Genomic DNA, 26,375 nt, shown 5'->3' with positions numbered 1-26,375 from the left:
TATTGCTTTAGTACATGTAAATACGGGCAATAATTAAATAAGGATCAAATTAAATTAGGCAAATTCGTTATTAATCACAGTATGGAGGAAACTTAGTAAGTTATCAAAGTTAGTTTCAAACGCAAGTTGCTGTTTTTTCTCAATAGATATAGGTAACAGCTCAAGCCATCGAGCAGCAACCCAAGTAAGCTTGTCAAAATAGGTTTGTTTATATAACGAACTAAGCTCTGGGTTATTAGTGAACACTTCACGCAGCGTATCTTGTAGGCGTTTATGCTCGCCAATATTATTGTTTGCCTCTGTGTACCAATAAGGCGTATTACAGTTCGACATTAAACCGTAGCGCAGTTCTTGCTCGTCTTGAAACACATCGTTTATTTGCACACTTTGAGTAGCACATACATCTATAAGTAGCATGCCATTATCATCTTGATCAAAGTCAATAATGTTCATTAGGCAACCTTGGGCGCTGATATTAAATGGCGTGTCGTGCTCAAAACTACAAAGCACAAATCCAATGTTTTCTTTTAATGCGCTTTTAACCATATTTAAATAGCGAGGTTCAAATATGCGTAAACGCGTATAACCGTCAGGGAGGATAAATAAGGGTAATGGAAAAATCGCACGTTTCATAAAGTCTACTTGTTTAAAACATTCTGCCTTCATTTACGTGCGCTTTAACTAAGTCGATCAGCTTTTATTAAACCAATGTTAAATATTAAACCACGCTCCCATACTTTTAAGTAATTGCACCGAATAATAAGCGCTGATCATACTTACAACCGGCGCCAGCATTAAAGCAAATAATCCAAATTCACTGCTCATAGGGTTATTCCTTATAATTGACGTATATTATTGCACTGGTTTAACGGTATTTTCGGTTTTAATTTCAGCTTGAATATCGGTAATTAATGGCTCACTTAACCAGCTATTAAGCATAGTTTCGGTATTAAAAGTAAGCGTGTCTTTTATTGAGTTTTCAAGCTCTATGGTGGTTTGCGATATATAGCTGGTAATTGTTTGTGTGAGCATATCAGTTACATCAAGGTCAACTTCGGTTGCGTTTGCTTGCAACGAACCTAATACTAATAAACTTGCCATAGCGATTTTAATTGAATGTTTCATAATGGATTTCCTTGTTTGTGTATTGTTTCGACTCAATTACATATTCAAGGGATGTGCCACACTAAATTAAAAATATAACCCATTGTTTATAAAATATATTTAAATAAAAGTAGCCGAAAATGAAATTCAGCGTTGGTTAATATAACTAATTAATTTAACTTTTCAGCTAAATTTTAGTTAATATAACACGCTTTATTTATGCGCCAATACCGCTGTTTATTTAACCGCCTTTCTACCTAACCTGTAAGCATCTACTATGCTCAAAAACCAAATAACCAACATTAAGTAAATATACTGGTATTGCCCTAATGCTGCACAGTGCGCTGATGGGTGCTTTACTGCAGCCAAAATATCATCAAAGCTAGCACCGCCCCTTGTGTTTACTATGTCATTAGCTATGCATTGCGCCATTGCATACACCTCTTGTAAAGTTAACAGTAGTAAAACCGAAAATACTCCCGCAAAAATAGCGCCTATTAAATGCTTTTTTAACGCAAAGTGCCCAGCACCTGGGTAAATTAAAGCGCTAAGTAATGCTGCTTTAAAGCTTTTTTGCATAATTTTCCTTTAAGTAACAGTTGAGTGTTCAGCCTATTTTGTAGTAAAACATATTGAATTAATGAGCCTTTAAAGCAAGCGAAAGTTTGCCCTTATGTTTGCTTATAATAATTGAAAGATTCAGCGTACACACGTACACTGAAAACAATTAAAAGTGGTAGGATCAGTTATGTCATTGAATGCGCCCTATTCGCGTAAAGAAGAACAGCTCAATGTAATTAGCCATGCAATAGGTGTGTTATTTGCTTTCTGGGTAATGTGGGATCTGTTTAATCAATCAAGTAGCACTAAAGCCTATATAAGTGCAACGATTTATAGCGCCAGCATCTTTATTTTGTTTTTATCATCTACTTTATATCACGCCAGTGTACAACCTAGGCTCAGAGCATTTTATAAAAAGTGCGACCACTGCGCTATTTATATTCTTATTGCCGGTACTTACACTCCCTTTTTACACCTGTCGTTAACAGGTATTTGGTCTTGGGCAACCCTCACCTTTATTTGGTCAGTGGCACTTGCTGGCGTAGCGTATAAAGTTTTAGTTCACAATGGTAATAAAAAAGTCTCCCTTGCCACCTACTTACTTATGGGATGGTTTGCACTCGCCATTATTTATCCGCTTTACTTAGTTATTAATGTAAACGCATTATATTGGTTACTTGCCGGCGGCATTTTTTACAGCCTAGGCACAGTATTTTACAGCGCCAAAAACACCCAATTTAGCCACGCCATTTGGCACTTATTTGTTATTGCCGGCTGCGTTTGTCACTATGTAGGTATTAGTCGTTATGTGTATTGAAAGGAAAGCGTCCTCTGATAAAGCCGATAAAATCGTGAATAAGGTTTATTTTATTTATTAAATTGATGCTTAGTTTAGCCAATTATTTAAGCCAATCTATAATGCAAAACGCCTAGATTAATTGATGCTGCCTTTTTTCGTTGGGTTCACTGCGCCTAAACCAACCTACGTAATTTCATATTAAAGCTATTGTTGTGGGGGGAGTGTTCAGCAAAAATAAATTTTAAATACGCTACACTGTTTATTAATTCTACCTCTCCTAATTATGGTAAGGAAACCACACCATGGCGTTTGAATACTTTCATTTTATGAGTTTAATTGGGGTGGCCTTTTTTGCTATATCGGGCACTTTATTAGGCCACGAAAAAAACATTGGGGGTTTTGGTGTTGTAGTTGTAGGCTCAGTTACTGCGCTTGGCGGCGGTACACTGCGTGATATATTATTAAATCAGCCAGTGTTTTGGATTGCAGAGCCCGATTATTTATACGCCACCTATGGCGCAATATTTATTGCGGTGGTGTTTATTCGCCATTTACCGCACGTATCTAATTATTACATGCTGCTAGTTGATGTATTAGGCATGGCTATATTTAACATTGTCGGCATTGAAAAGTCGTTAATTGAAGGCACTACCATGATAGTTGCCATTACCATGGGTATGACTACCGGTATATTTGGCGGGCTAATGCGCGATGTAATTTGCAGAGAAATTCCGCTAGTAATGCGCGAAGAGCTGTATTCTACTGCGTGTCTGTCGGGCGGTTTAACTTATGCAGCGTTGTTTTTACTCGGAGTGTCTTATATATGGTGTATTTTAGGCTCCTTGTTTATTACCGTATTTTTACGTTTGGGCGCGCTGCATTGGGGTTGGCAGCCAAACATATTTAGAAAAAGAACAGTTAAAAATAAATAACGCTAAAAATTAACCGCTTTGTGTTTCGCTTTAGCGGCAGCTTATGCTCTACCTGCCGCTAAAATAAAATCAACGTGAAATATATAACATGAACTCTGATTAAGAGATTTTCAGTGAAAACAAGGCGAATTAACGCGCCAATAGCTAGCCTATTGCAAGTAATTTTAACGTAGTTAGCGCCGAAAATAGCTGCTTGAAATAGATTTGTTATCCATAGTTCAAGTTATGCTGGGTATTTTAATTGTACTGCCCACTTTAACGGGCTTGGGTAGTTGGCAAAATTGCTGCTCTATTACCTTTAAACGCTCTAGCACCTCACTTGGAAATGGAGATACTCGCCTGGTTGCTAAATCAATATGCAAATCTAAGTGCTCGCCCGCAGCGGCGCGATACCCTTTATTGGTGCAATATATTTCATGAAATGTATGAATACGTTTTTCATCAACGTACAACAGCCAAGACACAACCTCAATTTTATCGCCTTCGCACAACTCCCTTTCAAAAATACAATGGCTTTCGACTAATGCTTTGCTGCAGTTATTTGCATAACGGTATCGCTCACCTAAATCCAGATGTTCGGTAAAATCTATATGCGCATCGTAAATAACTAAACCATAATATTTTGTATTCATATGGCCGTTAAAATCAACCCACTGGGTGGGCACTGTGGCTGAATATTTTTTAAATGGGTAGAGCGACATTTTACTTCCTTTTAGGGTAACGATAAGGCTTAAGCTGCTATTGCTGTATTAACCAAACACTGAAAACTGGCTGTGTAATTACATTAAATAGCTGTCCTGTTGGTTGTTATTCGTTAGCGGAAAATTGATTTATATTAAATATTGAGCAGCACCAATTTCAGCATTTAATACTGTAAACCAAGCTAAATCACATAACATCCTCCATTTGTGTTAACATTAATTTCTTATGTGGGCGTTTTTGCTTACATTATTCTTTACTGATGATCGTATCAGCTATTTTTTGCTACTAGTTTTATTAAGCTATTTTATAAAGTTTTTAGTAGCCCTCTAATTATTTACGTGCGTTTTTAACTGCGTAAAATAAATAATAACCGTCACCTTATTACCTCTATTGTAATGACGAGTGACGCGGCGAAGGAGTCAAAATGTTTCAGTTTAGTACCAGCACTATACTGCTGGTTTTATTTGCTTTTTATGGTTTAACCTTTTTATTCACGCTAAGTATTGGCAAAAAACAAGAAAATGCCGATGGCTATATGGTTTCCAACGGATCCGTTGGATTTAGCATGTCTGCAGCGAGTATGACAGCCACATGGATATGGGCAGCATCGTTTTATGCTGCTGCAAGCTCAGGGTACAAATATGGTTTATCGGGGGCAATCCATTACGGTTTTTGGGGCGCACTGATGATTTTATTTATTTACCCCTTTGGTAAGCGCTTTAGAGAGCTTGCGCCAAATGCGCGTACCTTAGCCGAAATTATGCATGCGCGGCATGGCAGTGCTAGCCAAATGATTTTAGCCTCCTCAAACATAGTCGGCAGTATAATTAGTTTAATGGTTAACTTTACTGCAGCCGGTGCGCTGGTAGATATTTTATCACCACTGAACTTTACCGAAGGGGTATTAATTGCAGGCTCTGGCGTGCTTATATACACTTTTTGGTCGGGGTTTCGCTCCTCGGTTTTTACCGATTTTGGCCAGTTAATGGCTATGATGCTCGCCGCTGTGGTTATTATTCCTATGCTATTTTTTGAGCTCGATGGCCCCGACTTATTTACTCAAGGCATGAGTAATTTAACAATAGAACAAGCTGACTTTTTCTCTACTACTGCCATTTTAGAGCAAGGCGCGCCATTTTTTGTTGCAGTTCTTGCATACGCTATTGGTAATCAAACTATTGCCCAACGCTTATTTGCTGTACGCGAAGACTTAATAAAACCGAGCTTTATTACAGCAACCATAGGTTATGGCTCTATTGTTATAGGCTTAGGTATGCTGGGTTTACTGGCGTTACTAGCCGGCGTGCAACCTATAGACGGTGATTTAAATAACCTCATTCCACAGATGGCCGCCACCTACCTGTCACCTGTAATGGTATTAGTATTATTTGTGATGATTATTGGCTCGCTTTCATCCACCGCCGATTCTGACTTGTCAGCCTTATCGGCAATTATAATGACCGACGTATACGGTAAACATTTAAGTAAAAACAACCCTAATCCTAAAAAAATGCTTTGGGTTGGCCGCTTTACCATGGTTGTTGCCACCATGTTAGGCGTTATATTTGCAAGCCTTAAACTCGATATTCTCTCAATGCTAATTTTTGTTGGCGCACTGTGGGGCGCAATTGTGTTTCCGGTTATTTCTAGCTTATATTGGAATAAGGTGACAAATCTGGCGTTTACTGCCGCGGTAACCGGCGCGTTTTTACTCTTTATTATCGCACGCTTTGAGTGGCTGGAATTAACTGGCGCTGTCGCGTTGTTTTTTGAGGTAATAGCAAGCGTAGGCGGCGGTGTTGTTATTGGCTTAATGTGTTTTGGTTTTTTTGGCCGCACTGCGGGGTTAATTTTGGGCGCAATAACAGCCGTAATACTACTGTTTTTTACTTTAGGTTTTTTACGCGACTATATTGTATTGCTAAGCTCACTGACCGCTTACGGTGCCAGCGCTATTATTTGTGTAGTGCTTACCTTAACCAGCAACAAAAGCGCGTTTGATTTTGCTTTAATTAAGCAACGTGTTGTTGAATTTAGTGACAATAAATAAGGAAAAATTATGTCTACAACATTACTTACTATTTATGTATTAATTTGGCCTGTGATTGCCTTTGGTGTATTTGTTATTTTACTTTGCTCACTTATAAAAGATCTTAAAAATGCGAAACAAAAAGGCAAAAACTTAGTGTAAAGCATGCACTTTACACGCAAACTAGGGCAAGCATTTAACTTGCCCTTTTTATTGCGTTAAGCACTTAGTTATAAACACTTTAACGCTAGCACTATTTTAACAGCGCACTCATTAAGCAAGTGGCTAAGTAAACAGCAGGCAGATTAAAATTGTTATATTACTGCCATTGGTACACACGCATATTCACTCGCTCATTTTTAAATGCAATGCCTTCTAATAACAGCTTTTGTCGCTGCTCTTGGTATTTATTACTGCCTATAGGAAACGATATTTTACCTTGGCTGTTTACTACTCTATGCCAAGGAATTGTTGAGTCGTTGGGCATTAGCTTTAATAACCGCCCCACTAAACGCGCATTTTGCGGATACCCCGCAATAGCGGCTACTTGCCCATAACTTGCAACTTGCCCTTTAGGAATACTACCAATAACGGTATAAATAAGCGTTTCTTTATCAATTTCCATGTTTTTTCAAATACGCCTGGCTAAGTTGAGTAAACTGCTGCCAAATAGTACGTGCTACTGGCCCATGATGGCTAGAGTGCTGCCTAAAAACGCGAATTTGCGTGCTAAATTCATGCTCGCGATCAGTTATGCTGACTTTTTGTAATAACCCCGATTTAATTTCTTCAGCGCAATGCTCTAAGCTGATCATAGCCCAACCAGCGCCCGATAATAAAAACGATTTTAAGCTCGATATATCGTCAATTTTCATCATTGCTGGGCCTTTAGAATAAGACAGCCTATCACTGTCTATACTCAGGCCGCTTTCAAACATGGCTAAACACGGGTACGACTGTAATTCACTGTAGCTAAGTGTGTTGGGTATAATATTTTTTGCGCTAACAATACCAATGTCGAGCTTGCCTATGGGCAAGCTTTCTAAATCGCCGGTAGCATGAAACAAGTCAAACCAAGGGCCTATGCCAAGCTCTGCTTGGCCATTATTAACTTGCTCCAACGAAATAAAACGTTTACCACTGGTTAAACTAAACTCAGTGCTATTAAATACTCTAAAAGTATTACTTATGATCTCATTGTAGCTTTGCACATGGCATATTTGTTCATAACAAATTCTAAATTGCGCTTCATTGCCCAGTGCTAGCTCTTTTGCAAGTTGTGCAAGCTCTTCGTTGTTATTGAGTAGTTGCTTAGCTTGGCGATGAAAAATCCGCCCTTTTTCGGTTAATTGTAAACGGTATTGCGAACGGTCGAGTAGCGCAAAGCCTATTTTTGTCTCTAAACTTTTAATTGCTAACGTAAGCGCTGGCTGCGTTTTGTGTAGCTTAAGTGCCGCTGCACTTAAGCTTGCGCTTTGTACAATGGCGTCTAATATTTGTAGCTGGTTGAGTTTCATAGCACTGCCAATAACAACATAAGTAAAACTTATTGAGTTTTTAAAATTTAATGAATTTTATTTTATATGTTTGCGGAGTATGCTGCACTGACTTTATTTAGCTTTTAATTTTCATGGAGAAAATATGCACCTCTTACGTCTATGTGTAGTAACGACGACTTTACTTGGTTTAATAGCCTGCTCTGAGCCTGAGCCGCAAGTAAAAGAAGAGCCAATACGCCCGGTAAAGTTATTTAATATTGGTCACGATTCGCAAGTTAACATTCGCAGTTTTCCTGGTGAAGTAGTTGCAAATCAAGGCTCTTACCTTGCATTTAGAGTAAGTGGTGAGCTGGTTGAGTTTCCGGTATTAGCGGGTCAGCATGTAAAAAAAGGACAACTATTAGCTAAGTTAGACCCTGAAGATTTTCAGCTGCAATATAATGAGCGTAAAGCCCGCTACGAGCTGGCTAAATCACAATTAGGGCGCATTGAACAACTATTCGAAAAACGCATTACCAGCCAATCAGAGCTTGATCAGGCTATTGCTAACAAGCAAGTTGCCGAATCGGCCTTTAAAATTGCACAAACGAATGTGGAATATAGCCAACTTAGAGCGCCATTTGCGGGTACTGTTGCAAAAGTGTTTGTAAAAAACTTTGAAAGTGTACAAGCAAAGCAAAATATACTGCGTTTAGAAACCCGCGATTTAATGGATGTTGAAATTCAAGTACCTGAAAGAATTGTGGCGCGCTTTATTAAAGGAACTCAATACCAACCAACGGTTATTTTTGACGGCTATCACGATAAAAAATACACACTCACACTTAAGGAGTGGGACACTCAAGCAGATCCCGCCACATTAACGTATAAAGTTGTGTTCTCGCTGCCAGTGCCAGAAGATTTTAACTTACTTGCCGGTATGACTGGCCGCGTACTTATCGATTTAAGTAAAGTAACGCAATCACAAACCGCTTACACTATTTTGCCCAACGAGGCAGTGTTTTCTGATCCGCAGCAATCTATTAGTAACAACGCTTATGTATGGTTATATAACGAGCAAACCGGCCAAATACATAAACAAGCAGTAAAAGTGGGCCAATTACACCGCGATGGCATTGAAGTACTCAGTGGGATTACAGAAGGACAGCAAATTGTTTCTGCCGGTGTACATTCATTAAAAGAAGGCATGCAGGTACGCCCATGGAATAAAGAGCGAGGCCTATAATTATGAGCTTTGCACAACTATCTATAGAGAAAAAAGTTATTAGTTGGATGTTTACCCTACTGCTACTTATTGGCGGTGGTGTTTCTTATTTTGACTTAGGGCAATTAGAAGACCCTGAATTTACGTTAAAAAAAGCCATGGTTATCACCATGTATCCCGGCGCGTCGCCACAGCAAGTAGAGGAAGAAGTTACCTTTCCTATCGAAAATGCGATTCAGCAATTACCTTACGTTGATTACGTTACCTCTATTTCGTCAAATGGTAAGTCGCAAATTACCGTAGAAATGAAAAGTAACTACCGAAAACAAGAGTTAAGACAAATTTGGGATGAAATGCGGCGTAAAATTAACGACCTCAACCCATCTTTGCCCAGTGGTGTATACGCTAGTAAAATTATTGATGACTTTGCTGATGTTTACGGCGTAATGTATTCAGTAACCGGCGACGGCTATTCGTATGACGAGCTTAAAGACTACGTAGACTACCTTAAACGCGAACTAGTACTGGTTAAAGGCGTAAGTAAAGTAACTATTGCAGGAGAGCAACAAGCGCAAGTAATGGTTGAAATTTCTACGCAAAAACTTGCTCAATTAGGCATAGCGCCTAGTCATATTTTTCAATTATTACAATCGCAAAATACGGTTTCTAACGCAGGTAAAATTAGGGTCGGCAGTGAGTCTATTCGTTTACATCCTACTGGCGAGTTTAAAGATGTAAAAGAGTTAGAAACCCTGCTTATTTCTAAATCGGGTGCCAGCGAGCTAATTTATTTAGGTGATGTAGCTAAGGTATATCGCGAGTACGCCGAAGTGCCCAACAATATTATTCGTTACAACCAACAACAAGCATTGTTAATTGGCGTGTCGTTTATGTCGGGCGTTAATGTGGTTGATATAGGTAACGACATTGACGCGCACCTTGCGTCGCTTGAGTACCAGCGGCCACATGGGATTAAAATTAATGCTGTTTATAACCAACCAAACGAAGTAGAAAAATCGGTAAACGGTTTTATTGTTAGCTTAGTTGAAGCGATTGCTATTGTAATTATAGTGTTACTGCTGTTTATGGGGGTTAAAAGCGGGCTATTAATTGGCGGTATTTTACTGCTTACCGTTTTAGGTACTTTTATTTTTATGAAGTTATTTGCTATAGATTTGCAAAGAATTTCGTTAGGTGCGCTAATAATCGCACTTGGTATGCTTGTTGATAATGCCATTGTTGTTACCGAAGGTATTTTAATTAACCTCAAACGTGGGCAAACTAAGCTAAGAGCCTCTATTAATATTGTTGAACAAACTAAGTGGCCATTACTTGGGGCAACTGTGATTGCGATTACTGCATTTGCGCCGATTGGTTTAAGCTCCGACGCCAGCGGTGAGTTTGCCGGTAGTTTATTTTGGGTATTACTTATTTCGCTTTTATTAAGCTGGATCACTGCCATTACCCTCACACCATTTTTTGCCAACCTAATGTTTAAAGAAACGCAATTAAACGCTGATGGCGAGCAACAGTATGACGACCCATATCAAGGTTTTATATTCACCAGTTACAAAGCCAGTTTAAACCTTGCTATGCGCTTTAGAAAAAGCACTTTAGTTTTAATGTTAGTACTGTTATGTAGTGCTGTTGTTGGTTTTGGCGCTGTAAAGCAATCATTTTTTCCGGCATCTAATACGCCAATGTTTTATGTCGATTATTGGCAAGAACAAGGCGCTGATATTCGCTCAACGCTTGAGGGGATTAAAAAGTTAGAAGCATTTTTACAGCAAAACCCGCTCGTTACTGAAATAACCAGTACTGTAGGCCAAGGTGCTCCGCGCTTTATGCTTACCTATGCTCCTGAAAAATCATACCCCGCGTACGGGCAATTAATTATTCGTGTAACTGACCGTGAAGCAGTTGCCACTGTTATGCAAAAAGTACGAGACTTTGCACAGAACAATCCGGTTGCCGCACAGCTTAAAGTTAAACCTATGGAAATAGGCCCTTCAACTGATGCAAAAATAGAAGCGCGTTTTTCAGGCCCAGATCCAGTTGTACTTAGAAAACTATCTGCTCAAGCCAAACATATCATAGCGCAAGATACAGGTTCGCATAATATTCGTGATGATTGGCGGGCACGTACCAAAATGATCCGCCCACAGTTTAACGAACAAAAAGCGCGTCGTTTAGGTATTAGTAAATCAGACCTTGATCAAGTATTGCTTACTAACTTGTCGGGTAAGCAAGTAGGTGTATATCGTGATGGCACCCAATTACTGCCTATTATTGCGCGCTCTCCTGCTAACGAGCGCTTAAACGTAGAAAGTGTACACGACCTACAAATTTTCAGCCCAGTATTGGGGGTGTTTATACCGGTTACTCAAGTTGTTGATGAGTTTGTAGTTGAATGGGAAGACAGCTTGATTATGCGCCGCGATCGTAAGCGCACTATTACCGTTATGGCTGACCATGATGTACTAAGTGACGAAACGCCGGCTAAACTATTTGCACGCATTCGCACCGATATCGAAAACATTGAGCTGCCACGCGGTTACGAAATGCAATGGGGTGGCGAATACGAGTCATCGAGTAAAGCTAAAAAAGCTATCTTTGGCTCATTGCCGATTGGTTACTTAGCTATGTTTGCAATTACAGTATTGCTGTTTAATTCTGTTAAGCAGCCTTTAGTTATTTGGGCTACTGTACCACTGGCAATTATTGGGGTAAGCGCTGGGCTATTGGTCATGAATGCGCCGTTTAGCTTTATGGCATTATTAGGATTACTAAGCTTAAGCGGTATGTTAATAAAAAATGGCATAGTATTAGTGGATCAAATAAATCTTGAGTTATCTGAAGGTAAAGCGCCATACCAGGCGGTATTTGATTCAGGAGTAAGCCGTGTACGCCCTGTTGCTATGGCAGCAATAACCACTATATTGGGGATGATCCCACTATTATTTGATGTGTTTTTTCAATCAATGGCGGTTACCATTATGTTTGGCTTAGGTTTTGCTACCATATTAACTTTAATTGTAGTGCCTGTGCTTTATACCATTATATATAAAATTGAATATCAGCCACTTAAAACTCGAATTAAATAAAGCAAATAAGCTTTTAGTATATTAATAAACGCAGCTAAAGCTGCGTTTATTTTATATACCACTTTATACCTGCCTTATAACTGCCTTATAACTGCCTACTCTTAGTAATAAAGTACCATTGTGATTATGCCGCTCAAAAACATCGTTTTTCTTATATTTTATATACATACAAACATTTTAAATATCTGGTATTTTGTTTTAATAATGCTAATGTAACTTTAAGGTTAATCATTTTAAGGACATGAGAAAATAATGAGACTATCCCTAACTCAATCAGCAGCAAGTATATTGTATTTAGGTTTTATCCAATTTTTTCTTGTTGTTGCATTTTTGGGGGCTTTAGAAAGTGTTGTTGTTACGCAAAGCTTAATGCCGGTTATTTCTCTGCAACTTTCTTTGACTGCGTTAGGCTTAGCTATTTTATTGGCTTTTTTACCTAAGGTTTTACCTACAAAAAAAATTAAATATCTCATACCTATATTACTCATTACCGGCGCTATATTGTTTATTAACTTTGAGCTAAGTTTGTGGCGACACGATAGCAGTAGCTGGTTTTGGGACAGCCATAACCCTTTTATCTCATCTTTTAGTGCTGTAATGGTATTTGTGTTTTTTTTAGCTTTAATTATAAAAATTAAAAACCCAATTACTACCGTTAAAGGTTCTATAACCGCTAAAGTAATTACGTTTTTTGCTATTTTTATTGGCATAACACTTTGGCAAGTTACCGCGGTTAAAACGGTAACTAATGTAGCTGTAGATGCACAAAATAAAATTAAGTTTGTTGAAACTATACTCAATAAAAACCTCGAAAGTCATATCACATCACTTACTCGCATAAAAACACGTTTAGAAGCAGTGAATGCCGACGACTTTATAAAAATGGCTAATATAGACTTAAAAATTTATACCCAAGACTTTGAAATTATTAGCAGTATGCTTCTTCTCGATGAAGATTTGAATTACATAAGCGGCACAACGTATTCTAAGCAATTTACTAATGACGGATTAATTTCAACCACTCCTATTACTAACTGGTTAAAAGCCGCTAAAAATGAAGTTAGATTTGCGGCTAACTCAGCAACATTAGACACAGACACGCCCATAATTATGTTCTCAATTCCAATAACGGCAAGCAATGGTAAAAAATACCAAGTGCTGGCACTGTTAAATTTAAACTTGTTAATTGAAAACAGATACATAGATTATCTCAGCTCGTTTGATACTTTTATTGAGTTAACACCTAAAATTTATTTCGCAATCGACAAAAACCAAAAAAATGTTCAAGACTTAAATAGCTTATTAAGCCGTTATAGTAAGCACTATATAGTTAACGAAATTGTTGTAAGAGGATTAATTAAGCACAACGTTTATAGCTTTATTAAAGACTATTCAAAACTTAGGGAAGCTGCACAAATTGAGCAAATGATAATATGGCTTACTTTTGCGTTTATTTATATTTTGATATTAGCCACTGACTCTACTTTTTTGCTCAGACAACAGTCTATTGTGTTACATAAAATGGCTAAATACGACGAGTTAACCGGCCTGCTGCGCCGTGATGCATTAAATGCAGAAATAGAGGCTAAGCAAGTTAACTGTGTCGATGTAAATTGTGCGATGGTGTTTTTTAATTTAGATGGCTTTAGCGCAGTAAACAATAGTTTAGGCCATAAATTAGGTGACATGGTTTTGCAATTAGTCGCTAAAAGGCTTAAGAAAAATGCTGTTGGGGCAGGCGCCATATCGCGTTTTGGTAATGATGAGTTTGTATTGCATTACTGTAATATATCTAAGCAGCAGCTATCGGATGAAATTACACTCGTAATAAAATCGCTAGCCGATATATATAACTTAGGTGAGGTTGATATCCACCTTACTGTGAGTGTTGGCATAGCTATGTCTGATGGAGAGGTCATTAGCCCTGCATTACTACTACAACAAGCTGATATAGCAATGGATAACGCTAAAGCTTTAGGCGGCAATCAATTTTGCTTTTACCATAAGCTTATGGATGAGAGCCATAATTTTATGGTTACAATTAGAAGTGAGCTACAAAAAGCGATTAAAAATGAGGCATTAGAGGTTTATTATCAACCCATTTATAACTTAACTACTCATTGTATTGTTGCTGTAGAAGCTCTAGTTCGCTGGAAAAATAATGGCAGTTACATTTCTCCTGCTGTTTTTATTCCTATTGCAGAACAAACAGGGCAAATACTACAAGTGGGCGAACAAGTCCTTACTCAAGTACTAAATGATATAAGTACTATAGCTGAATTACAAAATATTTGTGTTGCGGTTAATTTTTCACCCCAACAAATACAACAGCGAAACTTTACCGAAAAGCTGTATAAGTTAACGTCTGAAAAAAACATACAGCCTAAGTTACTCACCATCGAAGTGACCGAAATGATTATGTCAGAAAAAGGCGCTATTGAAAAAGTGCTTAAGGCACTGATGAATAAAGGTTTTAATGTAGCAATTGATGACTTTGGGACGGGTTACTCAAGCTTGTCTTATTTATCGCGTCAGCCGGCAAATATAATAAAAATAGATCGTGAATTTACCATTGGCGCCGAATTAGCTGGGCAAAAAAGAGCATTGCTAGAAGGCATTATTAATATTTGCACGCAGTTAAATAAAACAGTGGTAGTAGAAGGTGTAGAAAGTCCTGAGCTGATTGGTTATTTATCTAAGTTCAATAACATTAGAATACAAGGCTTTTATTACTGTAAACCTATGCCTCTGGATAAACTTATAGAATATATACATAGCAACAAATAGCGATTTTGATAATAAATTATTAAAATCGCAGGTTAATTAAGTTGTTGTACTGTACCTAATGTTATATCGCTTTATTTTTTAAGGCTCAATATTCCTTTTGAGTCGGATGATTTATTTGCTTTTATACTTTTAGGTTTACCAACATAAGTGGTTGAGCGCTTTTGATAAGGCGTTTTACTACGCTCTTTTTTACGTTCTTCAGTGCGCTCACCTTGATTAAAACGTTTAGGGTTTTCGCCCTGAAAATCACGTTTTTTATCACTTGTTTTTTGCGGCTTAGCTACAGCTTGCGGGCTTTGTTGCTGTAAAGCGTTTGCTTCATCGTATACTGAATGCTCTTGGGTTTTTCCTGAGTCAGAAATAGAGTTGTTTATAATCGCCATTTCTTGTTCAGTTAAGTGACGCCATTGCCCTACTTTTAAACCTTTAAGCGTCACATTCATAATACGTACGCGTTTGAGTGTGACCACTTCGTAACCTAAATATTCACACATTCTACGTATTTGACGATTTAACCCTTGGGTTAAAATAATAGTAAACTGCTGCGCACCGGTTTGGATTACTTTACATTTTTTAGTGATGGTATCGAGTATGGGCACACCATTACCCATTTTAGCTACAAACTGACGGTTTAATGGTTTATCTACAGTAACTACATATTCTTTTTCGTGATTATTGCCAGCGCGCAAAATTTTATTAACAATGTCGCCTTCGTTAGTTAAAAATATTAGCCCTTCAGATGGGCGATCTAAGCGCCCTATTGGAAAGATCCTATCGGGGTAATTAACTGCTTTAACAATATTACTTTGAATTTTTCGCTCTGTAGTACAGGTAATACCAACGGGTTTGTTATAGGCAATATAAACGCGTTTAGGGATTGCTTTAAGTGTTTTGCCATCTACCAATACAACATCAGTAGATGAAACTTTTACGCCCATTTCCGGGCGAATACCATTAACAGTAACACGACCGTCTTCAATATATTTATCAGCCTCGCGTCGCGAACAAAAGCCAGTATCGCTAATAAATTTATTTAATCGTTTTAAGTCTGTCATGGAAGCAATTCACCTTAATTTTAAAGGCTGCTAGTTTAAACCACCCACAATAATTTTTCGCCCTTAATTTAACCTTTGTAGCCGTTTAAGCAGTGATTTTTGCGTAGGTTAATTTTCGCCATATGTATTCTAAAGGGCCTTGTTGAAAATAGCGGCTATAAATGGCGGTAATAATAAGCTGAATAACGATTAGTAAGGTAGCAACTAAACAATAGTCAATACGATTAAAACTGAGCGCCCACTGCTTAAAAAACACTTTAAACAACACAAGTTGCATTAACGTTTGGCTTATATATAAACTAAATGCTAAACGCCCTACTTGTTGAATTAATTTTCCTGTGTTGGCATTGTTACTACACAACTTAACTGCAATGTGAATATAAATAACCGCCATACATAATGCTGCCACACTGTTAATTAATTCTTGCAGCGCATAAAATACACCACTGCTATATTGCTCTGTAGTTAGCCGTAAACTGGTAAATAGTAGCGCACTACTAATTACTAAAATGAGTTGCTTTGCCGATAAGCCACTAGCAAACACCTGTTGCTTATACAGATATATACCTAATAACATTAGCGCTGTCGTTACCCACATAGTAAGTATAGGCACCATAAACACCATTAAGGCGTTCATAGTTATGTTAGATAACAAGTGATCGCCATATGATTGAAAGTATTGGCTATACAAAGCATTAAACTCTGGCGAATCACGGTATATTAATGTCTCTGGTACGCTATACATAACTAAAGCGGTTGCCAAACCCGAGAGTAGAATAAACCCATAGGCGTGCTTTAAAAGTTGCTCATTGGTACTGCTTAAGTACCTTATAGCAAGCAACCCCGACACCCCATACAAAAACAAAATATCGCCGGCCCAAAGTAAAAAACCATGTAATAAACCAAAAACTAGTAACCAATATAGGCGGCTTTTAAGTGGTAAAACCAAGTTATAGCGTTGCCATTGTATGTATAAACCCGCCCCAAACAGTATGCTAAATATGCTCCTAAAACGCCCCTCTATAAATATTAGGTTTAATGTTTGAATCAGGCTATCGCTGCTTGGTGGGGTTGTTAGGGGCGTATAACCGAGTTCAAATACTCCAAAGGTGTATATATTCATAAACACCAAGCCAAGTACGGCAATACCACGAATGAAGTCTAAATTATAATTACGCATTACCTATTCCATTACGTGGTATTTTTATAGCTATCGGCCCAGTTTACCGCTTGCTTATAAATGTTAGGTAGTAATTTGCTATCTATATTTATTAATAAAACGGCTTGCTCTAATGTCCACCAGCTCCCTGATTCATATGCTTTTACGGTTTCAAGAATATAATGCAAGGTGTTTTTTTCGCCTTGTAATGCTGCTTTAATGTCATCTGGAAATGGTAGTTTATTAACTAATAAACTCATAGGTTGATCTAATATGGCATCGAGTAACGAAAATAGCCCGGTTAAAAAAGCTTCACCTTTTTGCTGTTTACTTATTTGCGCGGCAATTAGTTCGCAAAAGCGAGCACGAACTACGCATATTTGCATTAACTCGGCAGGCTTAGACTTAGCGGTATGAGCGGTCACAATCAAACTTACAAACTTTTTTAACCGTTCCTGACCTAAGTATACTAATGCTTGTTTAAGGGAAGATATTTGGCTTTTAATAGGAAACACACCACTATTAATTAAGCGTAATAGTTTGTATGCCAGCGCAGCATCAAGCTCAAATAAACCAGAAATTACGCTTATATCTGGATTGGGTTTCATAACTTCTGCATAAATTGCAATTACTAGCGCGTAATTATAGTCAATATCGTTTTGTTTAAGCATGGTTGGCTTTGCAAAATAATAACCTTGAAAGTAATCAAAGCCCATTTTATAGGCAAGTTCAAACTCCTCGGGCGTTTCTATTTTTTCGGCAAGTATTTTTATTCTTTTATGTTTTTTTAGTTTTTTAACAACCTGGGCAATTTCAGGTAATGGGGTTTGGCGTATATCAAACTTAATCAGATTTACCAGCTTTAAAAAACGCTCCCACTGTGGGGTGTACACAAAATCATCTAACGCTAATTTATAATTACTATGAAATAAATCACGGCATAACTCATAATTATCGTCTGTGGGCTCTATGGTTTCGAGTAACTCAATCACCACATCTTTACAGGGTAAAAATGCACATAAATCGAGTTTTAACGACTCTGGTCCTATATTAATCAGCGCTTTTTTACCTGACGTTATATGGCGGGTTCCTAAGTTAAGCTGATTTTCCATGATCAACCTTGCCGTTGCTTGGCCATCAGATATTTCTGGAAAATAGTTTTTATCACTATCACGAAATAATAGCTCATAAGCAACCACATTCTGGCGACGATTTAATATTGCTTGCCTTGCAACAAATACAGACACATTACCTACTTCTTAGTTTTTATATAGTACTTAGCTATTAATAACGTAATCAGCAATAATTGTCACTTTTCTTCGACAAAATCATGTTATTTAAACCGTTTAGTTTAAAATACATGCAATTTTAAGCAACCGTTAATAAACGCTACAAGATAAGTCTTTAGTTCTCTTCTACCATCAGCGATAATAACGATATATTAATTAACATTCTGAAATATATTAATTTGATGTTGAAAAAAAGCATTCTACTTTCTATTGCTGCTCTGTTTATTTTTAGTGCCACATATATAGGCTCTGCTATTTATACCTTGTATAGCAAAAAAATGATTTCTGTTGACCCTAGGCTCAAAGAAGTATCTGGTATTGAGTATGATAAGCATAAACGCTTATGGGCTATTAACGATAGCGGCGACGAGCCTAAACTTTACCGACTCAATGATGATGGCTCAATTGCTAAAGAAATATTAGTGACTAACGCTAAAAATATAGATTGGGAAGATATGACCCAAAATAAATTTGGGCACTTTTTTTTAGGTGATTTTGGTAATAACACCAATGAGCGCCGCTGGCTTACTATTTATAAAATAGAAAACCCCATTGATATTAAAACCGATACCACCGAAGCTGAAATAATTAAGTTTACCTACCCCGAGTTAGACGGTACACCGGTTGCTCCAGATAACCGCAATTATGACTTAGAGGCGTTTGTAGCATTAGGTAGGCACTTATATTTATTTACCAAAAATCGTACTGAACCCTTTGATGGCATTACAAATGTATATAAAGTGGGTGATCATGCGGCTAATTTTAACGCAGAACTAATCGACTCATTTAAAACCTGCACCACCATGGAAAAGCTCTGCTGGATAACCTCTGCTGCACTGAGCCCTGATCGGAAAAAACTAGTGTTATTAGACTCAACTAGCCTTTGGTTATTTGAAAATTTTAAAGGGGATAAGTTTTTCTCGGGTGACGTGTCGCGAATAGACCTAGGCATTGTTACCCAAAAAGAAGCGGTTACTTTTTACGACGACAACACCATAGTATTTACCGATGAAGAATTTAAAGGTATCGGCGGTAATGCCTATGTTATAAAACTCGACGAAGCCAAAAAGCAAATCATTAGAAAAGCCCCTTTAAAACCATAATAACTAATGGTGCTTAATGTATTACTTTAAAGTGCTGAGCTTAGGTAGCTCAGCAAAATAAATATCAATAAAAAAGGCTCTAGCCTTCTTCTTCTACCAGCGACTCTAGTAGGTCGTGTATTTCTGCTTTAAGCTCTTTATCAGAAATTTTATTAGCGCTGATTTTAGCATCTTGAAGGTTTTTAATTGCAGCCTCTTTTTGGCCTAATTCTAACTGCAAAGTTGCCATAGAAAATGCAACCGACGACATATGATCTTTAGAGTTAATGGCTATCGATTTTTTTAATGCTTTTTCGTAGCCTTCAATTGCTTCCTCTAATTCTTCGGTAAAATCAGCCAGCGTTTCCCATTGTACAGGGTGATCTTTGCTGGTATTTTCGTTTTCAATACAAATTGCTTTAAGCTGCGCGTAAAGTGACTCGAACTTTTTTGTATCGTTTTTATTTGCAGCCGCCATTAGCTCTTCAGCTAAGTCGTGTACTGCTTTATATACTTTGGTGTTCATCATTGCTAATTACCTTTTGCTACCACTAAATAGTGGGTAAATTAATCATTCTCTCTTTAATAAACTTATTTTAGCAAATTAATAAATATAAGCTGCAATGAAGTGCACTTTATCAAGATTAATACCAATACCATTGATTAAGAGAGCTATTTAAATGACGAGAAAGCCACTAAATTATTAGTGACAAGTTTAACGCATTTACCCGAGCAAAAGATAAGTAATTAAAATATTACGAACTTACGCAGTCAATAAACTTTTCTGCGACTAAGCTAACCGGTGTTTTTTTATCGTAAAATGCTGCGTTATACGCCGTTAAAAACTGTGCGCATTTTGCTTTTGATTGATGAAACTTGAGTTTGCAAGAGTCAACCGTTTTCCCTAAAACCTGCTGATAAACTGCATCATCGCACATTGAAAGTGCAAATTGTGAAGCTCCAGCAATAATTTCATCTATGCTCACTGAGTCTGGGGCCGAATCTGAGCCTAGTTTATAAAATAAATCGCTATACTCTTTAACTTCAATAGTTTTGTTCGCATTAAAAATGGTGGCATGAACACTAAGGTAATAGCCACTCGTTATTATTAATAAAACAATGATGGTTATAATAACTTTCACAATTTGTCCTTATTATGTCAGCAGATTGCTGATTCCTTGGCAGTGCGGCTAATGAAATAAACTACCCAATGTACTGTAAATTGATTGCTATTAATTGAATTAAAAGGGAGAGTAAAATTCAACTTTCCTAAGTTTATTTAAACAGTCCTTGTTTACAAAGTACAAGCTAATAGTATCCACTTTCATGACATTAGAGCTTGTACTCTATGCAATAACTTTATTATAAATTGCTTGCTATATCAATGCGTAATCGCTACCTGTTTACATTTTTATACAACAAACCTAACGTTTAAATTTGGTTTCTAAAATAACAGATGAAGTAGTGCGTTCTACACCATCTAAGTTGCCAATATCATCGAGTAAGTGGCTAAGTTGTTCTAAGTTTTGTGCTTGCACAACTGCAATTAAGTCAAACTCGCCACTAATAGCATAAAGCTGCGATATAGCATTAATTTGCTTTAGCTCTAAATTGGTTTTTGTCGTCAGTTTTTGCCTTACTTTAATAGACACATGAGCGGCTACCATACTATTTAAAAAGTCATCGCCGTAATCAACGCTATAACCTTTAATTACGCCACTTTCCTCTAGCTTTAACATGCGGCTTTGTACAGTTGAGCGTGATAAATTAAGGTGCCTAGCTAAATCTGAAATACTCGCTCTGGCATTGGTTTTTAAAATAGATAATAGCTTTTCGTCTTGTGGAGTTATCATAATGCACAAACCCTTCGTTAATTTGACTTTTATTCTAATCATTTTTCACAAAATAGCACTGCAAATTTCATTCACAACCTTCGATAATGACACTTATAACAAAAAACACAGTGTTTACTGAAGAATACAGGCTAAGTTCTTCTTTGTTTTAGCAACACTTTTTTAAGTAGCCACATAATTTAGGTGTAAAAATGCAAGTAACTAGAGACTTATTTAACGATGTAATGGTGCCAAACTACAATCCTTCAGCAGTTATTCCGGTACGCGGCGTAGGTTCGCGTGTATGGGATCAAGATAATAACGAGTTTATTGATTTTGCCGGTGGTATTGCGGTTAACTGTTTAGGACATTGTCATCCGGCTTTAGTTAATGCACTAAAAGAGCAAGGTGAAAAAATTTGGCATTTATCAAACGTAATGACTAATGAGCCTGCTTTGCGTTTAGCTAAAAAAATGGTTGATGCTACATTTGCTGAAAAAGTGTACTTTGCCAACTCGGGTGCCGAAGCTAACGAAGCAGCGCTAAAATTAGCGCGTCGTTTTGCCCTAGACGTACACGGTGCTGAAAAAACGCAAATTATTGCTTTTAATAAAGGCTTCCACGGTCGTACCTTTTTTACCGTAACGGTTGGTGGTCAAGCAGCTTATTCAGATGGTTTTGGCCCTAAGCCTGCCGATATTGTGCATTGCGATTTTAACGACATTAGCGCATTTGAAGCCCTTATTAGCGATAAAACCTGTGCGGTAATGATGGAGCCACTACAAGGTGAAGGCGGTATTATTTCACCCACTGACGATTTTGCACACAAAGTACGCGAGCTATGTACTAAGCACAACGCGCTGCTTATTTTTGATGAAGTGCAAACGGGTGTTGGCCGTACTGGCGATTTATACGCGTATCAGGGCTTAAACGTAGTACCTGATATTTTAACTACAGCAAAAGCGTTAGGTGGAGGCTTTCCTATCGGTGCCATGATCACCACCACGGCAATAGCAGCGCATTTAAAAGTTGGCACACATGGCTCTACATACGGTGGAAATCCATTAGCCTGCGCCGTAGCCGAAGCCGCTTTTGATACAGTAAATACCCCAAAAGTACTTAGCGGCGTAAAAGAGCGCGAACAGCTGTTTCGTGATGGCCTAAATGCGATTAACGAAAAATATAATGTATTTAGTGAAATTCGCGGTAAAGGTTTATTAATTGGTGCTGCACTAAACGACAAGTTTGCTGGGCGTGCACGCGACTTTTTAATAGCCAGTGCTAACAATGGTTTAATGAACTTAGTAGCCGGTGCGGATGTTATTCGTTTTACTCCGTCTTTAGTTATTCCGTTAGAAGATATTAAAGAAGGCCTAGAGCGCTTTGATAAAGCCGTAAGCGATGTAGTTAACGGTTAATAATAGTAAACCAGCACGCCTTTGGGCGTGCTATTGGAGCAAGTAATTAATGCAAGTATTACGTCCTATTACAGCCAACGACTTTGATGCGCTTAAGCAAATAGCAATAGAGTCTGGGCATGGGTTTACCTCTTTGCCCGTAGATGACACCCAGCTAAAAGAAAAAATTGACCGCGCTGAAAAAAGCTTTGCTAAAAACATTAATAAACCATTGGACGAGAGCTATTTATTTGTTTTAGAAGACAGTGAAACAGGTAAAGTGATTGGCACAACCGCAATAGAAGCCGCTGTAGGCTTAACTGTGCCGCTATATCATTATCACTTAGGTAAAACAGTGCATCACTCGCCTACATTAAATGTATACAACACTGTTGATATTTTGAGCATGTGTAACGACTACACGGGTTGCTCTGAAATATGCACTTTGTTTTTACGTGAAGACAGCCGTGCAGGCTTAACTGGGCGCTTTTTATCGCGCTCGCGCTTTTTGTTTATGGCGCAGCACAGTGAACGCTTTGCCGATACCGTCATTGCCGAAATGCGCGGTGTAAGCGACGAGCACGGCCATTCGCCATTTTGGCAATGGCTACAAGAGCACTTTTTTAGTATTGAGTTTCCACAAGCAGATCATTTAGTCGGTTTAGGCGACAAGGTATTTATTAGCGAGCTCATGCCTAAGTACCCTATTTACGTAAATTTACTGAGTAAAAAAGCCCAAGCTGTGATCGGTCATGTTCATGAAAAAACCAAACCCGCGCTTAAACTTCTCGAAAAAGAAGGTTTTGAACATCGCGGCTATGTTGACTTATTTGATGCCGGCCCCACTGTAGAAGCCAAGCTAGGTAATATTCGCAGTATTCGCGAGTCTCAAGTGTGCCCTATTACCATAGGTGAACTTGAACATATAACACAAAACAGTTCCGACACGCTCGCTATTTGTAATCATGGTGTGAGTGACTTTAGAGCTACATTTACTAAACACGCGCATTATAATCATGCAAAGCATACGTTAATCATTAGCCAAGCAGTGGCTGATGCACTTAAGTTAAGCCAAGGAGATGCAGCACGATTCTTTCGTCTGTAAATATATATGAATACACAACTTATAAATAACCAATGGCAAGCAGGCCAAGGCCCCGCGTTTGTCTCAATTAATCCAAGCAATGGCGAAACAATTTGGCAAGGTAATGGCGCCAGTGCTGAGCAAGTAAATAGCGCAATAAAAGCCGCAAGAGCAGCGCAGTTACAGTGGGCTGATACCCCGCTTGAGCAGCGCATTACCATACTAGAGAACTTTGCTGCACAACTAAAAGAACACAGCGAAGAGTTTGCCGTCATTATTGCCCAAGAAACCGGGAAGCCTTTATGGGAAACCCGTACTGAAGTAGGCGCGATGACAGGTAAAGTCGCTATTTCGGTAAAAGCATATAATGAGCGTACCGGTACCACAGAAAACCCAATGCCAGGTGCTAAAGCATTTATTAGGCATAAGCCGCACGGTGTAGTGGCTATTTTTGGCCCTTATAACTTCCCTGGGCACTTGCCTAACGGGCATATTGTGCCCGCTATTTTAGCGGGTAACACTGTGGTATTTAAACCCTCAGAGCTTACTCCTCATGTAGCACAATTTACTTTATCGCTGTGGTTAAAGGCGGGCTTACCTGCTGGTGTAATTAACCTAGTACAAGGCGAAATTGAAACAGGTAAGGCATTGGCCGCTCACCAAGATATAGATGGCTTATTTTTTACCGGTAGTTCTAATACAGGTCATTTATTACATAAACAGTTTGCTGGCCACCCGAGTAAAATTTTAGCGCTTGAAATGGGCGGCAATAACCCGCTTATAATTAAAGACGTAAACGATGTTAGCGCCGCAGTACACGACATTATTCAGTCGGGCTTTATTACTTCTGGCCAACGCTGTACCTGTGCACGCCGTGTATTTATTGAAAACTCGAGTAATGGCGATGCCATTCTAGCTAAGCTTATTAGCGCCACTAAAAATATTGTAGTTGATGACAGCTTTGCAACAGAGCAGCCATTTATGGGTGCTATGATCAGCGAAAAAGCAGCATTAGGTATGGTGGCTGCGCAAAATGAACTTGTCGCTAAAGGCGCTGAGGTTTTAGTTGAACTTAAGCAATTAAAACCAGGTACTGGTTTTGTCAGCCCAGGTATTATCGATGTGACTAATGTTAATGATATGCCAGATGAAGAGCATTTTGGGCCATTAATTAAAATATATCGCTACAGCGATTTTGACAGCGCCATTAATGAAGCAAATAACACCAGCTTTGGTTTATCTGCCGGCTTACTCGCCGATAGTGAAAACGATTATAACCACTTTTTAAAGCGTATTCGTGCTGGCATTGTTAACTGGAATCGCCCCATTACCGGTGCATCTAGCGCTGCACCATTTGGTGGCATTGGCGCCAGTGGTAATCACAGAGCAAGCGCCTATTACGCTGCCGATTATTGCGCCTACCCGGTAGCTTCTGTTGAATCAGATAAAGTAACTTTACCGCAAACCCTCGCGCCGGGCTTAATAATTGAATAAATACAACTTAACTAGCGTTAAGGTATATAACAAAATTTAAGGATTTAAAATGCATACTGATGTAAATACATTATTTGATAACCTATGGCAAAACTACTTAAACGTAACGCCATCGGCAGACAAAATTCATGATCTATTAGGTTCAACGCAAAAAGATGACATTATTAACGATCATATTGCTCTGCGTACCTTTAACATTGAAAAAGTGGGCTTAGAAAAGCTGGCAGCACACTTTTTAGCTTTAGGTTATAAAGAATGCGGTGAGTATCACTTTGAAGCTAAAAAACTATACGCAAAGCACTACGAGCATAGCGATTTAACACAGCCAAAAGTATTTATTTCTGAGTTGTTGGTCGATAAATGCTCTCCTGAGTTACAAGCAATTGTAAATGATATGGTAAGCCAAATTGACGAAAGCGCAGTGACTGCCGATAACTTTTTATACTCAGGCACGCACTGGCAAGTAAGCACAGACACTTATAAACAACTTCTTGCCGAGAGCGAATATGCAGCGTGGATGTCGGCATGGGGTTATCGAGCTAATCACTTTACGGTAAATATTAATACCCTTGATAAGTTTGATAATATTGAAGATGTTAACCAAGCACTAAAAGATGCAGGCTTTACACTTAACAGCTCAGGCGGCGAAGTAAAAGGCTCGCCAGAGGTATTACTTGAGCAATCGTCAACCCTTGCTGATGAGTACTCAGTGAGCTTTAGCGATGGTGAAATGAGCATTCCTAGCTGTTTTTATGAGTTTGCTATTCGCTATCCTAAAGCCGATGGCGAGCTTTACACCGGGTTTGTAGCAGCCTCTGCCGATAAAATTTTTGAAAGTACCAATGCGCGCTAACTAGCCTGTATTTAGTTACTTTTAAAAAGCCCGTAAAGGGCTTTTTTTATGCCTATTTAACATCAACTCTGGTGAAGAGATTTACTAACGTAATGGCGCTTCGATTAATTTCACTTATCGATAAGATGATTTAAATTAACAACCCAAACTACTGTTTTATATTAACTTAAATTAATTCCACGTTATTTAAAATTAACTATTGCACCAATTAAAAACACGTTTTATTATTTCGCCGTTTCTTGATTATAATCAATCCGAGTAGATTACAGACCTAGTTTGTAGCAAGGCAAATCAGCAACTATACAGCCAAGTTTTACCTGGCTAATTACTAGCAAACTTTCCTCAACTATAGTTACGTTGGCTTGTAACTATATACTTAAACGCAGTTGCTCATTCCAACTGCGTTTTT

24 protein-coding genes are annotated in these 26,375 nt (G+C 38.2%); 12 read left to right on the top strand and 12 right to left on the bottom strand.

The window, feature by feature from the left end:
- Nucleotides 1-54: 54 nt before the first annotated feature.
- The 3 genes from AAEZ18_RS04880 to AAEZ18_RS04870 all read right to left on the bottom strand — a co-directional run bounded on the left by AAEZ18_RS04880 (nt 55) and on the right by AAEZ18_RS04870 (nt 1,683).
- On the bottom strand, nt 55-633 hold the full coding sequence (locus tag AAEZ18_RS04880; RefSeq protein WP_011330074.1) for an LON peptidase substrate-binding domain-containing protein: 579 nt from the start codon (nt 631-633) through the stop codon (nt 55-57).
- Nucleotides 634-852: 219 nt separating this feature from the next.
- Nucleotides 853-1,125 (bottom strand): hypothetical protein, encoded by a 273-nt coding sequence (locus AAEZ18_RS04875; protein WP_011330073.1) that lies wholly within the window; start codon nt 1,123-1,125, stop codon nt 853-855.
- Nucleotides 1,126-1,341: 216 nt separating this feature from the next.
- On the bottom strand, nt 1,342-1,683 hold the full coding sequence (locus AAEZ18_RS04870; protein ID WP_011330072.1) for a hypothetical protein: 342 nt from the start codon (nt 1,681-1,683) through the stop codon (nt 1,342-1,344).
- 169 nt (nt 1,684-1,852) lie between these two features.
- Between AAEZ18_RS04870 and trhA the strand changes: the two genes are divergently transcribed.
- On the top strand, nt 1,853-2,482 hold the full coding sequence (gene trhA, locus AAEZ18_RS04865) for a PAQR family membrane homeostasis protein TrhA (protein WP_089369268.1): 630 nt from the start codon (nt 1,853-1,855) through the stop codon (nt 2,480-2,482).
- Between the two features lie 284 nt (nt 2,483-2,766).
- Nucleotides 2,767-3,396 (top strand): trimeric intracellular cation channel family protein, encoded by a 630-nt coding sequence (locus tag AAEZ18_RS04860; RefSeq protein ID WP_011330070.1) that lies wholly within the window; start codon nt 2,767-2,769, stop codon nt 3,394-3,396.
- Nucleotides 3,397-3,614: 218 nt separating this feature from the next.
- Here AAEZ18_RS04860 and AAEZ18_RS04855 read toward each other — a convergent pair whose 3' ends face one another.
- Entirely contained in the window at nt 3,615-4,097 is a 483-nt protein-coding gene (locus AAEZ18_RS04855; protein WP_350594009.1) for a thioesterase family protein, read from the bottom strand.
- Nucleotides 4,098-4,522: 425 nt separating this feature from the next.
- Between AAEZ18_RS04855 and AAEZ18_RS04850 the strand changes: the two genes are divergently transcribed.
- Entirely contained in the window at nt 4,523-6,148 is a 1,626-nt protein-coding gene (locus AAEZ18_RS04850; RefSeq protein WP_192531854.1) for a sodium:solute symporter family transporter, read from the top strand.
- Nucleotides 6,149-6,157: 9 nt separating this feature from the next.
- Nucleotides 6,158-6,289 (top strand): putative transporter small subunit, encoded by a 132-nt coding sequence (locus AAEZ18_RS04845; RefSeq protein WP_011330067.1) that lies wholly within the window; start codon nt 6,158-6,160, stop codon nt 6,287-6,289.
- A gap of 157 nt (nt 6,290-6,446) precedes the next feature.
- Here the strand turns inward: AAEZ18_RS04845 and AAEZ18_RS04840 are convergent, their stop codons facing one another.
- Both AAEZ18_RS04840 and AAEZ18_RS04835 read right to left on the bottom strand, forming a co-directional pair.
- Complete coding sequence (locus tag AAEZ18_RS04840) at nt 6,447-6,752, bottom strand: MGMT family protein (protein ID WP_011330066.1); 306 nt, start codon at nt 6,750-6,752, stop codon at nt 6,447-6,449.
- Entirely contained in the window at nt 6,742-7,644 is a 903-nt protein-coding gene (locus tag AAEZ18_RS04835; protein WP_011330065.1) for a LysR family transcriptional regulator, read from the bottom strand. The genes AAEZ18_RS04840 and AAEZ18_RS04835 overlap by 11 nt, the downstream gene beginning before the upstream one ends.
- Nucleotides 7,645-7,768: 124 nt before the next feature.
- Between AAEZ18_RS04835 and AAEZ18_RS04830 the strand changes: the two genes are divergently transcribed.
- From AAEZ18_RS04830 to AAEZ18_RS04820, 3 genes are all read left to right on the top strand, one after another.
- Nucleotides 7,769-8,851, top strand: a complete 1,083-nt coding sequence (locus AAEZ18_RS04830) for an efflux RND transporter periplasmic adaptor subunit (RefSeq protein WP_089369265.1) — start codon at nt 7,769-7,771, stop codon at nt 8,849-8,851.
- Between the two features lie 2 nt (nt 8,852-8,853).
- On the top strand, nt 8,854-11,934 hold the full coding sequence (locus tag AAEZ18_RS04825) for an efflux RND transporter permease subunit (RefSeq protein ID WP_089369264.1): 3,081 nt from the start codon (nt 8,854-8,856) through the stop codon (nt 11,932-11,934).
- Between the two features lie 252 nt (nt 11,935-12,186).
- The gene (locus AAEZ18_RS04820; RefSeq protein WP_350594012.1) at nt 12,187-14,721 is read left to right on the top strand and encodes a putative bifunctional diguanylate cyclase/phosphodiesterase; all 2,535 of its coding nucleotides are present in this window, start codon (nt 12,187-12,189) and stop codon (nt 14,719-14,721) included.
- Nucleotides 14,722-14,792: 71 nt separating this feature from the next.
- Here the strand turns inward: AAEZ18_RS04820 and rluF are convergent, their stop codons facing one another.
- The 3 genes from rluF to AAEZ18_RS04805 form a co-directional block, all read right to left on the bottom strand.
- Nucleotides 14,793-15,776: a 23S rRNA pseudouridine(2604) synthase RluF gene (rluF, locus tag AAEZ18_RS04815; protein WP_182683614.1), complete on the bottom strand. Its 984-nt coding sequence runs from the start codon at nt 15,774-15,776 to the stop codon at nt 14,793-14,795.
- Between the two features lie 85 nt (nt 15,777-15,861).
- Complete coding sequence (locus AAEZ18_RS04810) at nt 15,862-16,956, bottom strand: DUF418 domain-containing protein (RefSeq protein ID WP_350594015.1); 1,095 nt, start codon at nt 16,954-16,956, stop codon at nt 15,862-15,864.
- 11 nt (nt 16,957-16,967) lie between these two features.
- Nucleotides 16,968-18,182: an HDOD domain-containing protein gene (locus AAEZ18_RS04805; protein ID WP_179806894.1), complete on the bottom strand. Its 1,215-nt coding sequence runs from the start codon at nt 18,180-18,182 to the stop codon at nt 16,968-16,970.
- Nucleotides 18,183-18,406: 224 nt separating this feature from the next.
- On the opposite strand from AAEZ18_RS04805, the gene AAEZ18_RS04800 reads away from it, so the two are divergent.
- Nucleotides 18,407-19,327, top strand: coding sequence for a hypothetical protein (locus AAEZ18_RS04800; RefSeq protein ID WP_041454933.1), 921 nt, complete (start codon nt 18,407-18,409; stop codon nt 19,325-19,327).
- A gap of 79 nt (nt 19,328-19,406) precedes the next feature.
- Here AAEZ18_RS04800 and AAEZ18_RS04795 read toward each other — a convergent pair whose 3' ends face one another.
- The 3 genes from AAEZ18_RS04795 to AAEZ18_RS04785 form a co-directional block, all read right to left on the bottom strand.
- Nucleotides 19,407-19,835: a hypothetical protein gene (locus AAEZ18_RS04795; RefSeq protein WP_011330057.1), complete on the bottom strand. Its 429-nt coding sequence runs from the start codon at nt 19,833-19,835 to the stop codon at nt 19,407-19,409.
- Between the two features lie 226 nt (nt 19,836-20,061).
- The gene (locus AAEZ18_RS04790; protein WP_350594016.1) at nt 20,062-20,448 is read right to left on the bottom strand and encodes a hypothetical protein; all 387 of its coding nucleotides are present in this window, start codon (nt 20,446-20,448) and stop codon (nt 20,062-20,064) included.
- A 282-nt stretch (nt 20,449-20,730) separates the two neighbouring features.
- The gene (locus AAEZ18_RS04785) at nt 20,731-21,159 is read right to left on the bottom strand and encodes an Lrp/AsnC family transcriptional regulator (protein WP_011330054.1); all 429 of its coding nucleotides are present in this window, start codon (nt 21,157-21,159) and stop codon (nt 20,731-20,733) included.
- Between the two features lie 191 nt (nt 21,160-21,350).
- On the opposite strand from AAEZ18_RS04785, the gene AAEZ18_RS04780 reads away from it, so the two are divergent.
- Genes AAEZ18_RS04780 through AAEZ18_RS04765 form a run of 4 tightly spaced genes read left to right on the top strand, consistent with a single transcriptional unit; the run spans nt 21,351 to nt 25,966 of the window.
- Entirely contained in the window at nt 21,351-22,556 is a 1,206-nt protein-coding gene (locus AAEZ18_RS04780; RefSeq protein ID WP_011330053.1) for an aspartate aminotransferase family protein, read from the top strand.
- Between the two features lie 49 nt (nt 22,557-22,605).
- Nucleotides 22,606-23,640, top strand: coding sequence for an arginine N-succinyltransferase (gene astA, locus AAEZ18_RS04775; protein WP_350594018.1), 1,035 nt, complete (start codon nt 22,606-22,608; stop codon nt 23,638-23,640).
- Between the two features lie 6 nt (nt 23,641-23,646).
- Nucleotides 23,647-25,113 (top strand): succinylglutamate-semialdehyde dehydrogenase, encoded by a 1,467-nt coding sequence (gene astD / locus AAEZ18_RS04770; RefSeq protein ID WP_350594020.1) that lies wholly within the window; start codon nt 23,647-23,649, stop codon nt 25,111-25,113.
- A gap of 49 nt (nt 25,114-25,162) precedes the next feature.
- Entirely contained in the window at nt 25,163-25,966 is an 804-nt protein-coding gene (locus AAEZ18_RS04765) for a DUF1338 domain-containing protein (protein ID WP_086995857.1), read from the top strand.
- Nucleotides 25,967-26,375 lie beyond the last annotated feature (409 nt).

Origin of the sequence: Pseudoalteromonas sp. 19-MNA-CIBAN-0066 (genome assembly GCF_040308705.1) — a bacterium.
Classification (GTDB): domain Bacteria; phylum Pseudomonadota; class Gammaproteobacteria; order Enterobacterales; family Alteromonadaceae; genus Pseudoalteromonas; species Pseudoalteromonas nigrifaciens.
The sequence above is the reverse complement of the archived record's forward strand: the minus strand, read 5'-3'. Positions and strand labels throughout refer to the sequence as shown.